Origin of the sequence: Clostridium sp. HCP1S3_C6 (assembly GCF_052066735.1) — a bacterium.
In the GTDB taxonomy this organism is placed as follows: domain Bacteria; phylum Bacillota; class Clostridia; order Clostridiales; family Clostridiaceae; genus Clostridium.
Map to the genome: position 1 here is coordinate 1 of NZ_JBQHRN010000025.1, position 13,228 is coordinate 13,228.

Annotated in this window: 15 protein-coding genes; 10 read left to right on the plus strand and 5 right to left on the minus strand. The window is 26.0% G+C overall.

Annotation, left to right across the window (positions count from 1 at the left end):
- The first annotated feature begins 191 nt into the window (after positions 1 to 191).
- Positions 192 to 374: a GyrI-like domain-containing protein gene (locus ACTNAO_RS09220; protein WP_441028477.1), complete on the plus strand. Its 183-nt coding sequence runs from the start codon at positions 192 to 194 to the stop codon at positions 372 to 374.
- Here the strand turns inward: ACTNAO_RS09220 and thiF are convergent.
- Positions 355 to 1,158 (minus strand): sulfur carrier protein ThiS adenylyltransferase ThiF, encoded by an 804-nt coding sequence (gene thiF, locus ACTNAO_RS09225; RefSeq protein WP_441028544.1) that lies wholly within the window; start codon positions 1,156 to 1,158, stop codon positions 355 to 357. The genes ACTNAO_RS09220 and thiF overlap by 20 nt on opposite strands.
- 266 nt (positions 1,159 to 1,424) lie before the next feature.
- On the opposite strand from thiF, the gene ACTNAO_RS09230 reads away from it, so the two are divergent.
- The 5 genes from ACTNAO_RS09230 (at position 1,425) to ACTNAO_RS09250 (ending at position 6,174) form a co-directional block, all read left to right on the plus strand.
- Positions 1,425 to 2,414 carry a methyl-accepting chemotaxis protein gene (locus ACTNAO_RS09230; protein ID WP_441028479.1) on the plus strand — a complete coding sequence of 330 codons (990 nt, stop codon included), beginning with the start codon at positions 1,425 to 1,427 and terminating at the stop codon, positions 2,412 to 2,414.
- Positions 2,415 to 2,499: 85 nt separating this feature from the next.
- Positions 2,500 to 4,767, plus strand: coding sequence for a heavy metal translocating P-type ATPase (locus ACTNAO_RS09235; protein WP_441028481.1), 2,268 nt, complete (start codon positions 2,500 to 2,502; stop codon positions 4,765 to 4,767).
- 16 nt (positions 4,768 to 4,783) lie between these two features.
- Positions 4,784 to 4,972 (plus strand): heavy-metal-associated domain-containing protein, encoded by a 189-nt coding sequence (locus ACTNAO_RS09240; protein ID WP_441028483.1) that lies wholly within the window; start codon positions 4,784 to 4,786, stop codon positions 4,970 to 4,972.
- A 17-nt stretch (positions 4,973 to 4,989) separates the two neighbouring features.
- The gene (locus tag ACTNAO_RS09245; RefSeq protein ID WP_441028485.1) at positions 4,990 to 5,295 is read left to right on the plus strand and encodes a metal-sensing transcriptional repressor; all 306 of its coding nucleotides are present in this window, start codon (positions 4,990 to 4,992) and stop codon (positions 5,293 to 5,295) included.
- 117 nt (positions 5,296 to 5,412) lie between these two features.
- Positions 5,413 to 6,174 (plus strand): ribonuclease H-like domain-containing protein, encoded by a 762-nt coding sequence (locus ACTNAO_RS09250; RefSeq protein WP_441028546.1) that lies wholly within the window; start codon positions 5,413 to 5,415, stop codon positions 6,172 to 6,174.
- Between the two features lie 21 nt (positions 6,175 to 6,195).
- Here the strand turns inward: ACTNAO_RS09250 and ACTNAO_RS09255 are convergent, their stop codons facing one another.
- Positions 6,196 to 7,044 carry a ComEC/Rec2 family competence protein gene (locus ACTNAO_RS09255; RefSeq protein ID WP_441028487.1) on the minus strand — a complete coding sequence of 283 codons (849 nt, stop codon included), beginning with the start codon at positions 7,042 to 7,044 and terminating at the stop codon, positions 6,196 to 6,198.
- Positions 7,045 to 7,314: 270 nt separating this feature from the next.
- Between ACTNAO_RS09255 and ACTNAO_RS09260 the strand changes: the two genes are divergently transcribed.
- Both ACTNAO_RS09260 and ACTNAO_RS09265 read left to right on the plus strand, forming a co-directional pair.
- Positions 7,315 to 9,066 (plus strand): phosphoenolpyruvate carboxykinase, encoded by a 1,752-nt coding sequence (locus tag ACTNAO_RS09260; protein WP_441028489.1) that lies wholly within the window; start codon positions 7,315 to 7,317, stop codon positions 9,064 to 9,066.
- Between the two features lie 152 nt (positions 9,067 to 9,218).
- Positions 9,219 to 9,779, plus strand: coding sequence for a TetR/AcrR family transcriptional regulator (locus tag ACTNAO_RS09265; protein ID WP_441028548.1), 561 nt, complete (start codon positions 9,219 to 9,221; stop codon positions 9,777 to 9,779).
- A gap of 118 nt (positions 9,780 to 9,897) precedes the next feature.
- Here ACTNAO_RS09265 and ACTNAO_RS09270 read toward each other — a convergent pair whose 3' ends face one another.
- Both ACTNAO_RS09270 and ACTNAO_RS09275 read right to left on the minus strand, forming a co-directional pair.
- The gene (locus ACTNAO_RS09270) at positions 9,898 to 10,101 is read right to left on the minus strand and encodes a DUF378 domain-containing protein (RefSeq protein ID WP_441028491.1); all 204 of its coding nucleotides are present in this window, start codon (positions 10,099 to 10,101) and stop codon (positions 9,898 to 9,900) included.
- 81 nt (positions 10,102 to 10,182) lie between these two features.
- Positions 10,183 to 10,656 (minus strand): Lrp/AsnC ligand binding domain-containing protein, encoded by a 474-nt coding sequence (locus ACTNAO_RS09275; protein ID WP_441028550.1) that lies wholly within the window; start codon positions 10,654 to 10,656, stop codon positions 10,183 to 10,185.
- A gap of 223 nt (positions 10,657 to 10,879) precedes the next feature.
- On the opposite strand from ACTNAO_RS09275, the gene ACTNAO_RS09280 reads away from it, so the two are divergent.
- The gene (locus ACTNAO_RS09280; protein WP_441028493.1) at positions 10,880 to 11,215 is read left to right on the plus strand and encodes a hypothetical protein; all 336 of its coding nucleotides are present in this window, start codon (positions 10,880 to 10,882) and stop codon (positions 11,213 to 11,215) included.
- 20 nt (positions 11,216 to 11,235) lie between these two features.
- Here ACTNAO_RS09280 and ACTNAO_RS09285 read toward each other — a convergent pair whose 3' ends face one another.
- A complete protein-coding gene (locus ACTNAO_RS09285; RefSeq protein ID WP_441028495.1) occupies positions 11,236 to 12,213 on the minus strand; it encodes a CehA/McbA family metallohydrolase in 978 nt (325 codons plus the stop codon).
- Between the two features lie 143 nt (positions 12,214 to 12,356).
- Between ACTNAO_RS09285 and ACTNAO_RS09290 the strand changes: the two genes are divergently transcribed.
- Entirely contained in the window at positions 12,357 to 13,199 is an 843-nt protein-coding gene (locus ACTNAO_RS09290) for a CvfB family protein (RefSeq protein ID WP_441028497.1), read from the plus strand.
- Positions 13,200 to 13,228: the final 29 nt, after the last annotated feature.

Sequence of the window (13,228 nt, forward strand, 5' to 3'; positions counted from 1 at the left end):
ATATAATTGTGGATAATTTCATAAAAACATAGCAAAAATGTGAATTAAAATAAAAAAGTTAAATTTACAGAAAAAAATGGTCAGATAAAAAAATTTACCTTTCAGGTCTGATTTTAAGTAAAAAGAAACCTGAATTAAATTTAAATAGGGTAAAATTTAACAAGTGGAAAGAAGGGCTATGTGCACAGGTAATGCATAAAGGTTCCTATGATAATGAGCCAGATACAATTAAAAAATTAAATGAATTTGTAATTGTATCTGGATACAAAGAGGATATTAATGAATCAAGAAAACATCATGAAATATATTTAAGTGATCCAAGAAAATGTAAGTCTGAGAATTTGAAGACTGTTATTAGGCATCCAATTCATTAAGGAGTAATCTTACTGCCATATTGGCTTCATGGTTTGCACATATACATACTCTTGGAGCCATAAGGCCTTCGCCTATTTTAGCTTCGTGTGTCATATCGCCACATATGTATAATCTTGAATTTATTTTTTTTGTTTGTATTAAGTTATTAGAGTAATATCCTGCCATTCCGCTTCCTGATATTATTATTGTATCTTTGAAACATGATAATATTCCATTAACAAGAATAGCTTTATATTTTGGATTATCAAAAGCTTCTATTACAATATCTACATTATCAAAAAGTTCTTTTATGTTATCTTCAGTTATTAAAGTATCAATAGCTTCAAAATCTATAAATGGATTAATTTCTTTTATATTATCTTTAAGTGCATCTACTTTTTTCATTCCAATTTGATTTATAAAATATTGTTGCCTGTTTAAATTACTTGGTTCTACTATATCAAAGTCTATAACCTTTATGTATCCTACACCAATTCTTGCAAGGGAAATTGCAACATTTGAGCCAAGACCTCCAGCACCAGCAATGGCAATTCTGCCTTTTTTTAGTTTTTCATGAACCTTGGGAGTGTGTCTACTTGACATGAGAGCTTCAAGCTCTTCTTTTTTTGGAATTTCTCCTCTTTTAATAAAGGTAATTTTATCTCCATCTTTTAATATCATATCTTCTTTTATTGGAAAGCCATTTACAATAATTATATCAGCATCTTTTTTGTATATGTTTTTTAAGGAAAAGGCAGAAGTTTCTTCTGTATTTTTTTCTATTTCATTTACTAATATTTTTATAGACATTTTTTCACCTTCTAAAATATACTATTCATATTTATATTATATGATTTTTAAATGTATAAGTAAATATACAAAAGATTTTTGCAAGGTAAAATAATACAGAATTAACTATCAAATTAAGAAAAAATTCTTATTATATTAATTATATTGTAAAAAAATTATGGTAATATAAAAACATATTAAAGGGGAATAATGTTATGAGAGAGTTTTATGGTATTAGTCAAACAATGAGTTGCGTAGTTTTTGGTTAGGAGGTAATTTTTATGGGTATATTGAGTAAAAAAAATAAAAATACAGATAATAAAAATACAAATAATAATATTGTTAAAGAGGTTAATAAAAAAAATTATTTAACAGATGAAGATAAAAAAATATTAGTTGATATATTTGATTATATAAAAGAACAAAATGATACATTAAAGAAAGAGGATATTTTATCTTCAAATGAAATTATTGAGATCAAAAAAGAAATACTAGAACTTAATAAAAAAAATAGTACACTAAATAATGATATAGCTGAATTGCAAAATACTTTTGGTAATGTAGTTAATGCAGCAGAAAAATTTAAAAGTGTTAAGAGTAATATAGAAAAATCAGTAGATATGGCAGAAGAGCAAGTTTCAAAATTAGAAACTAATTCAAATAATGTATCACAAAGTTTTTCTGGAATTTATGAAACTTTTGAAATCCTTATGGACTCAATAGAAAAAATAAAAAATACTGCTACTGCAATTACCGATATTGCAGATCAAACAAATTTGCTTGCATTAAATGCATCAATTGAAGCTGCTCGCGCAGGGGAAGCTGGAAAAGGTTTTGCAGTAGTTGCCGAAGAGGTTAAGAAATTAGCAGAAGGAATTAAAGAACTTGTAGGTAATGTAAATGAAAGTATAGAAGAAGTAGCAAGTGGTACAGAAAAATTAAACACTTCATTAAAAACTTCTCAAGACGTTTTAAGTGGCAGTATTCAAAGTGTTGATGGAACACATGAAATTTTTGATGACATAAAAAAATGTGTAAAGGGTACCGATTTTGTATATGATGATATTGAAAAAACTGTCTATGAAGGTAAAGATAATGTAAAGAAATTTGACATATATTTAGATAAATCAAACAAAGGATTTGAAAATATTTTAAAACATGTTGAAGAAATTTATTATAAAGATACTAATAAAAGAGTATTATTTGAAAACTTCAGTAATATATGTTCCAAACTTAAACCTTTAGTTAATGATTTTAATTCAAAAAATTAAAATAACAATTGACGCATACCCCACATAGGTATATTATCTATATATACCCGTGTGGGGTATATATTTTTTATAAGGAGGTAGTAATTTGAAAAAAGAAGTATATATAATAAAAGGTATGCATTGTGCAGCTTGTAGCAGTAGTGTAGAAAGGGTGACAAAAAAGTTAGATGGTGTTATAGATTCTTCAGTTAATTTAGTAGCAGAAAAAATGACTATATATTATGATGAAAATAAGGTTTCACAAGAAGATATAATGAACAAAGTAAAAAAAGCTGGTTTTGGAATAGAGCCTGAAGGTAAGAAAGAAACTTTAAAAGAAAATAATGAAGAAAATAATAAAATTTCAGCTCAAAAGAGAGAATTAATAATAGCAATAGCTTTATCTATAGTATTATTATATGTATCTATGGGACAGATGTTTTCTATAAAGCTTCCAATTCCTAATATTATAAATATGAATATGTATCCACAAAACTTTGCACTTACTCAAATATTGCTTGCAATTCCAATACTATATTTAGGAAGAAATCACTTTATAAGTGGTTTTAAATCACTTATTCATTTAAATCCTAATATGGATACATTAGTATCAATAGGTAGTGGATTTTCATTCATATATAGTCTTTATTTAACTTATGAAATTCCATTAAATCCTATGCATGTTCATCATTTATATTATGAATCCTCTGCACTTGTATTAACATTTATTATGCTTGGTAAATATTTAGAAAGCAGAAATAAAGAAAAAACAAAGGGTGCAATTAAAAAGCTTATGGACTTGGCTCCTGATACTGCACTTGTTGTAAAAAATGATAAAACAATAGAAGTTAAATCAGAAGATATAGAAAAGGGAGACATTCTTCTTATAAAACCTGGGGCAAAGGTTCCTTTAGATGGTATAGTTGTTGAAGGTGTAAGCGAAATTAATGAGTCTATGATAACTGGTGAAAGTATGCCAGTATTAAAATCTGTTGGTAGTGAAGTTATTGGAGGAAGTATAAATTTTTCTGGAGTTTTAAAGGTTAAGGTAACAAGAATAGGAAGCGAGACTATGCTTTCAAAAATAATTAAAATAGTTGAAGATGCTCAAGGTAAAAAAGCACCTATATCCAAAATTGCTGATAAAGTTTCAGGTATATTTGTACCAGTAGTTATTTCCATTTCAATTATTTCAGCTGCAGTATGGCTTATACTAGGATATGATATATCATTTGTAGTTAGAATTTTCACATCAGTACTTGTAATTGCATGCCCATGTGCATTAGGCCTTGCAACACCTACAGCCATAATGGTTGGTACAGGACTTGGAGCTTCAAATGGTATACTTGTAAAAAGTGGCGAAGCTCTTGAAATTACACATAATGTGGACACTGTAATTCTTGATAAAACTGGAACAATAACTGAAGGAAAGCCAAAGGTTGTAACAATTTTCACAAAAGATATAGAAGAAAATGAATTTTTATTAATAGCAGGAGAAATAGAAAAAAATTCAGATCATCCTCTTTCGAAGGCAATAGTAACTAAAGCTAATGAAACAGAAGATGTAAATAAAATTAATAAAAATATTAATGTGACAAACTTTCAAAATATTACAGGGAAGGGTATAAAATGTAGTATAGCAATTGATAAAAATAATGAACAGCCTGTATTAATTGGAAATAGAGCTTTTATGGATGAAAATAACATAAACTGTGATGCTTTAAATGATATGCTTGTTAATATACAAAATAAAGGATACACAATTGTTTATATGGCAATTGATGGTAAAGTTAATGGATGCTTTGCTATTTCTGATACAATAAAAGAAGGCAGCAGAGATGCAATACTTAAATTAAAGGAAATGGGTATTGATGTGTACATGGTTACTGGTGATAATAAAAATGCTGCAGAATATATTGCATCTGTGGCTGGAATAAATAAAGAAAATATCATTTCAGATGTACTTCCAGAAGATAAAAGTAATATTGTATTAAAATTAAAAGATAAAGGTAAAACTGTAATGATGGTTGGAGATGGAATAAATGATGCACCAGCTCTTTCAGTCTCTGATGTAGGTGTATCTATAGGCGCTGGATCTGATATTGCTATTGAATCATGTAGTATAGTGCTTATGAAATCAGATTTAAATGATGTTTATAAAGCAATAAAATTAAGCAAATTAACTATTACTAATATAAAAGAAAATTTATTTTGGGCATTTTGTTATAATGTAATAGGTATACCAATAGCAGCTGGAGTTTTTTATACATCATTTGGACTTTTATTAAACCCAATGTTTGCAGGTCTTGCTATGTCTTTAAGTTCAGTATGTGTTGTTTCAAATGCTTTAAGGCTTAGAACAAAAAAATTATAATTTGGAGATGATTTTTATGAAAATATTAAAAGTAGAAGGAATTCATTGTAGTGGTTGTACAGATAGAATAAATAAAGCTCTTGATGATGCAAAAATAGAACATATAGTATCCCTTGAAAATAAAACAGTATCAGTTAATGAAGAGGATGTAAATAAAACAATAGAGGAACTTGATGATTTAGGATTTGATGCAGTAGAATTATAAATTTTGGAGGTTTATATATGGATGAAAACTGTAAATGTAAAAATGTAAAAACCAAAAAAAGGACTAATGAAGATAAAAAAAATCTTACTAATAGATTAAATAGAATTGAAGGGCAGGTTAGAGGCATAAAAAAAATGCTTGAAAATGATGCTTATTGTACAGATATTTTAACTCAGGTTTCTGCAGTTCAATCAGCACTTAATTCATTTGCAAAGGAAATATTAGAAGAACATGTAAAAACATGTGTAGTTAATGATATAAAAGAAGGTAATGAAGAGGTAATTGATGATCTTTTAAAAACTATAAGAAAGCTAATGAAATAAATTAGACTTAATCTCTTATTATTAATTGTTTTGATTTACATAACAAAAAAATATATGTATAATTGTTATATAAAAATCAAGGTACTCAAAAATAAAAAAGAAAAGAGTGATAGAGGCGTGATAATAAGAGAAAACTCTTTAAAGGTAAGTGATATTTCAGAAAGTGATTTTTTGTTAAATAATAATGAAAAAGTTAAACCTGAAAATATGATATTTTTTGATTTAGAGCATTATGTGTATAAAAAGCCTAAATGTATAGGTGTTTTTGGAGCATGTGTATATAATAAAAATAATCATATATTGCAGGTTACTCAATATATGATTGAAAATAAGGATGAAGGTCAGGAAATTTTATATTTAGCACAAAAGTATTTTAAAAATATGAAGGCTAGTGGTAAAGATACAATAGTTACTTTTTCAGGCAACAATGATTTTACAGTTATTAATTATCTTTTTGAAAAATACGGCATAGAATATGATTTTAAGAAAGAATATAAGTCTATAGATATTCAAAAGGAATATGAGCATGAATGCAAAAGATCAATAGGCCTTAAAAAACTAGAAAAGGGATTTGGTATAGAGCGAGAAAGTGAAGTTATAAGTGGATCTAATCTTGCTAAAACCTTTCATAAAGTTATGAAGGATAAAGATTATTTAACTAGAATGCCAAAGGAAAAATTAGAAAAAATTCTTCTTTATAATGAACAGGATGTTGTAAATCTTTTTTACATTATAACAAATTGGTTTAAGCATATTAATGAACTAAAAGAAATTGAAGCTAAAAATATTCAGGAAGAAAAGCTTAAAAAAGAAAAATCATTAAATGAAAATATTCGTGATGTAAAGTCAATAGAAGAAATCGAAAATGAAGTAAATTAAGGCAGTGTTTTATGCACTGTCTTAATTTTTTATAATAGTATTACCATTAGAGTATAAAACTACATCTTCATCTAAATCTGTTCTGTATATTTTTATGTTTTTTTCTTTAAGAGAATTTATTATTTCCTTATTTGGGTGACCATAGTCATTATATTTTCCAACTGATATTACAGCAATAGAAGGATTAACTTCATTTAAAAAATTGTTAGATGTTGACGAGGAAGAACCATGGTGACCTATTTTTAGAACATCAGCTTTTAAATTGTATTTCTTATTTATTACTTCATTTTCAGAGATTTTTTCTGCATCACCTGTAAAAAGAAAAGAAGTATTTTTATATGTTATTTTTATAATTGGAGAATAATTATTTAAATCATCATACTTTTCATTTACAGGAGCATATACAGTTACAGTAGTATCCTTGCCAAGATCAATAGTATTTGTTCCTTCTTTTATAACTTTAATTTTCATATTTTTATCTTTTAATGCATCAATCATATTTTCAAAAGTTTTACTTGTATGAGTTACTTTAGGAGCATAAAAGTTATCTATAGGATACTTTTTAATTATATCAGCCATGTTACCTATATGATCTTCATGAGGGTGTGTGGCTATTACATAATCAAACTTTTCTATTTTTTCTTTATTAAGATAGTTTATAATACTACTTTTGCTTGATTTAGAGCCAGCATCAATAAGTAGATTTTTGTTATTTACTTGAATAAGAATGGAATCACCTTGATCCACATTTATATAATGTGCAATAAAATAATTATCTGCATTTGAAATTGATGTACTGGTACATGAAATGGTGAAAATTCCTAAAAGTATTATAGATAACAAACTAAAAAATCTAAATTTAAACTTCATAATTATTCCTCCCATATATAATATTTTTAAAAATACAAAATAATGAATTAATTGATATATTAAAAAATACAATATTATATAAAGTTATTAATGAATTATTTATGATGTAAATAATTCATTTTTGTACTACAATTTTGCAATATGATAGAAAAATTGCAGAATTAATATATTGAAAATTGCATTTTCTATGGTATAATAGACTTATTGTAGTGAAAAACATGGTAAAAATGCAATTTTGACATATTGGATGTTTCATGAGGAGGAAAAATAATGAGAAAAGAATTTTCAATGAGTAATGACAAAATAATTATTAACTTTACAACTAAGTATTGTAAAACTTTTGAAGCTTTATTAGAAAGTGAAGGCTTTAGAAGAGTAATGGATGTTTATTTAAAAAAATCACAGGATAGAAAAACAAGTTCCTTTAGATTTTTACAAGATTCATTAAAAACTTCAGAAATAGCTCAAATTAGAAATAAATTATCAAGAATTTTCAAATATTTAACTGTTATGAATAGTAAAGAAATAATTGAAAATAATCCTGAATTTGAAATGGTATTAGGTGATAAAGATAATTTTATTTCATTAATAGAAGATATATATCTATTCTGGAGAAAACTTGAAAGATATACAGTTATTCATGGTGGTAAAGTTGAAAGTGGTCTTGCTGCTGTAAGTTTTACTGAAGCAAATTCAGCTTTCTCAGATTTAGTTCTAAGGCTTTATAGAAAAATTGAAAATAATGTTTTAGGATTAGCTCCAAAAGTATTTAGACAAATACCTGCAGGTGGTAATGCATCTATTATGATAAATAATATTATTTGGCCAGTACCACAAGAATATGAAGCTCTTGAATCAATTCCATTTATTGATTCAATAATGCTTGAAACTCCTTTTATAACATATCCTAAAAAGAATACAAGAAATGGTGTGTTTACGGAAGTAAAGAATAATCCTTTAGAATTTATAAATATAAACAAAGATCACTGGTTCTGTTATCCTGCTAAAGTTGGAACAGTACTAACATATATATATTTCCACAGGGATTTTATGGAACATGGAGTTACATTATGTAATCTTTTTGAAATGGCTAGAAAAGAAGAATGTAGAGGAAGAAAACCTGATGCTATATTTGTATTTGGAGCAACAGATGACGGTGATGAATTAAAAACTGTATTTTATGATGATAAGAAAAATGATATAATGCTTGGATATATAAATCATTCTGATGAAATAGATTATTTTGGATATATGAAGAAAATGTCATTAACTCTTCATAATTTAATAATGATAAAAAAAGGTTACCTTCCAATTCATGGTGCAATGGTTAATTTAACATTAAAAAATGGTAAAGCAGCTAATGTAGTTATTATGGGAGATAGTGGTGCAGGTAAATCAGAAAGTTTAGAAGCCTTTAGAGCACTTAGTGAAGATTATATTTCAGATATGGTAACCTTATTTGATGATATGGGATACTTTAAGCACGAAAATGGAAAGATAACAGCTTATGGTACAGAAATAGGAGCCTTCGTAAGATTAGACGATTTAGATCAAGGATATGCATTTAAGGAAATAGATAGAAGTATATTCATGAATCCAGATAAGACAAATGCAAGACTTGTTATGCCAATTACACCATATAAAGAAATTATTAAAGGATATGATGTTGATTTCTTCTTCTATGCAAATAACTATACACCAGTGGAAGAAAATGGACATTCGTTAGAATATTTCAAAAATGAGGAAGAGGCTAAAAAAGTATTTACATCAGGTGCAAGAATGGCAAAGGGAACTACAACTGAAAAGGGACTAGTAGAAACATTCTTTGCAAATCCATTTGGACCAGTACAAAAACAAGAAAAAACTAAGAAATTAATAGATGAATATTTCCATGGAATGTTTAATGAAGCAAATGTTAAAGTTGGTCAAATAAAAACTTGTTTAGGTGTGAAAGGACAAGAAAAAACAGGACCTAAAAATGCAGCTTTAGAATTATTCGCTGAAATTAAGAAAATTAAATAAGAATTCTTAATAAAAATAATAGTGTATTTATTTAATGATTGATATATAATTATAATAAAAAGGTTATTATTTTAAATATTAAGGAATGATAGTTTTTGAAAAATAATAAAGAAGAAGGAAAAGTTCAGAAAAATAAAAAAAAGAAAGAAAAAATGCTTTTTTCAGCAGCATATGAATTATTTACAACAAAAGGTGCTAATAATACAGCTATAGATGATATAGTAAAAAAGGCTGGAGTAGCAAAAGGAACCTTTTATCTATATTTTAAAGATAAGTATGATATTATTGATAGGCTTATTCTTGATAAAAGTGCACAACTTATTAATGAAGCAGTAGAAGAAATGAATAAGGTTGGTCTTAAGAATTTTAAAGAAAAGACATTATTTTTTATTAATTATGTAATTACATATTTTAAGAAAAATAAGCTTATGCTTAAGCTAATTAATAAGAATTTTTCAACAGGACTTTTTAAAAGGGCAGCTATTAATACTGACAGTAACACACACACGGAAATACAAGAAATATTTAAGCTTTTTATAGAAAATTTAGTAGATAATGGTATGGATGAAGAAGAAGCAGAAATTGCATTATTTATGGTGTTTGAACTTGTAGGAAGTGTTTGTTATAGTTCAATAATATTGAAAGAACCTAAGGATATAGATGAAATTAAACCAATTCTTTTCAAAAATGTTTTGAAAATAATGGAAATATAGAAAAAGCCACATTATAAGTTTTTACTTTAATGTGGCTTTTTTATAATATTTTTCATTATAAAAAAGCTTTGGATTTTTGTATAAATCCAAAGCTTTTATAAATATACAATGGTGTAAATTAATCTGTGTATTTGCTTTTTGCAACAAATGTAATTGCATAAAGACCTGCAATACCTACTAAAGCATATATTATTCTGCTTAATATAGTGGTAATATCTCCAAATAAGAATGAAACTAAATTAAATTGAAAGAATCCTATAAGACCCCAGTTAACAGCGCCTACTATAACTAGAATAAGTGCAATAATATCTAATACTTTCATAATTTAAACACACTCCTTTATAATTGTAATATTATTGTGTGCTTAAAAAAAATAAATATACATTATTAATATACATTTATTTTAAATTGTTATGTTTCTATCAATTGATTGTGATAATGAAATAAATGTATCTGTTCTTTGAACGCCTTCTATGTTATTGATTTTTTCAAGTAAAATTGATTGAAGTTCTGTCATATTTTTTGAAATAACTTTTGCAAACATAGAATAATCACCTGTTGTTATATGAAGCTCTACAACTTCGTTTATTTTTTGCATTTCTTTATATACTGAATTAAAGGATGAAGTTTTATCAACGTATATTCCTATAAAGCAGCATACATCATATCCAAGCATAGCAAGGTTTAATATAATCCTTGAACCTTTTATTAATTTCATATCTTCCATCTTTTTCATTCTGACATGAATTGTTCCACCACTTACATGGCATATTCTTGCTATTTCTAAATATGGTGTACGGCAGTCTTTTATTAAAATAGACAAAATTTGTAGATCTAATTCGTCAAGTTGTATATTATTATTGTTTATGGCCAAAATATTCACCTCTAAAATCTATTTTTATCTTTTATAATTATTTTATTATTTACAAAAATATATTTCAAGTAAATATATGGTGGATTTAAATAAGTTTTAATAATAATAAATGATTTTTTTTATTAATTTCATAATAATTTGTGAAAATTACTAAATTTGTTTACTTGAAAAAATAATAAAAATATTTTAATATAATAGTTATAAATATTATTGGAGTGAAGAGCATATGACAATCTTACTAAATGTTTTACTATTTATAGTTTTATTTTTATTATTATTTGTTGCTATTTATTTTTGTAATAAATATATTTTTAGAAAAGTTAGAGTTAACAAATATATACCTTTATCATTAGCTTTAGTTTGCATAGTTGTTGCAATATTTATTAGAAATATGAATATGATTGCTAATTTAGCAGTTACATTTTTAGCAGTGATATTTTTTGCATGGTTCTTTGATATTAATCAAAGTGGTGAAGCAAAAATTGAGAAAAAAATAAAAATAAAGCCAAAGGCAAAACCAAATAGAGTTAAAAACCAAAAAAATCATATTGAAAAGAAGTAAATTCTTTTCAATATGATTTTTTAGTTTTCTATAAAAATTGGAGAACTAATAGAAAGTCTTTTACAGTTATCTGATAATATTCTTATTACGTACCAGTTTTCACAAGATTTCTTTTCATGTTCATAGATGTATTTTATTGAATTTAATTCTATGTCAGAAATTTTTTTAACTATTAAATTTTTATTTGATACAATTTCAATAGCATTTATTTTAAATCGAAGATCTTCGGCATATATATTAAATCTTAGTCTGCTTTTTGATGTCTTTAAAGTTCCGCCCATAAAAATATCATCAATAGAAAAATACATTCGCATTGTTTTAGATTCAGTTGAATATGTTTTACGTTCTCTAAAGGAATTTATTAAATTTTCAAAGGATAATTCATTACATATTAAAACAGTCAAATTTTCAAAATCACCAAAATTAAGCTTGTGATTGTCTTGGCCGTTTATAGCACCAAGCTTAAAGCCTTTATCAAGAAGAGAATAGTAGTATTTATCATAACGAACATATTTAACAGGATAAATACCATTTCCAACTTCAATTGATGTTATTACTTTGTTTAATAATTCATTAAATTCTAAGTTTAAAATATCTTTATGTGGATGGTTTATACAAATTACTGAATCAGGATTATTAAGTATCCATAAAACAAGAAAATTAAAATTATTAACAGTTCCCTTAAAGTAATTATATGGGTTAATTACATTTATATCACCATATATAGTTTTTGTTTCAAAACCCTTCACTGCTAAAAAATTACTATATTTCTTATTAAATTTATGACATATGGAATTTAAAAGGCTCCATTTAGAAACTGATGATTTTGGATCTTCTTTTGCAAGATGATTATTATGATCTGTAATGGCCAAAAAATCAAGACCGTTTTTATATGCATAGTAATATGCATCTTCTGGAGAACCACTTCCAGTAGAAAAAGATGTGTGGGCATGTGGTATGCCATAATAAAATTTTATGTTCTTTTTACTTTTACTCAAAAATATTCTCCTTAAAATACTTATATATTATTATAATAAAAATTGCGTCTAATAATTACAAATTTACTTCACAATATTAAAATGTAATGTTAGAATTATCTTTGAAAATATGAATTTTAATATTAAGAATTAAGGAGATTATTATGATAAATGTTGGTGAATATAATAAATTAAGGGTAGCAAGAAAAGTAGACTTTGGTTTTTATCTTTCAGATGAAAAGGGAAATGAAGTACTTTTACCTAATGGTTCACTAAATGGGAACAATATAGAAGTTAATAGTACTATTAATGCTTTTATATATAGAGATAGCAGCGACAGGCTTATAGCTACACTAAAAACTCCTAAAATACAAGTAGGAAAGCTTGCATATCTTGAAATAGTTTCGCAAAGTAGTTTTGGTGCTTTTGCAGATATGGGACTTGAAAGAGATATATTTATTCCATTAAAGGAACAAAAGTTTAAATTATTAAAGGGTAAAAAATACATTTTATATGCATATGTTGATAAAACAGGCAGACTTGCAGCTACAACTTTTGTAGACGATTATATGGATATAGGAACAGGGTATACAGTTGATGAAGATGTAACAGTTATTGCTTATGGTAGAGGTGGCGATAAAACTATAAGAGTGGCAATTGATGGTAAATACAAGGCAATAATACTTGCAAATGAACATTATACTGACATATATCCAGGAGATATACTAAATGTAAGAATTAAAAGGATATATGAAGATGGTGTAATAGGTGTAACTCAAAGAAAAAAGAGATTTGAAGCTAGAGATGAACTTCAAGAAAAGATTCTTCAGGAACTAAATTTAAATAATGGTTTTATGCCATATAATGATAAGACTTCACCTGAAATTATAAAAGAGAAATTTAAAACATCTAAAAATTACTTTAAAATGGCTCTTGGAGGACTTATGAAACAAGGAAAAATAACTCAAAATTCTGAAGGTACATTCTTAAAAAACAAAGTTGATTAGCAAAAGAAACTTATATATAATTAAGTTGT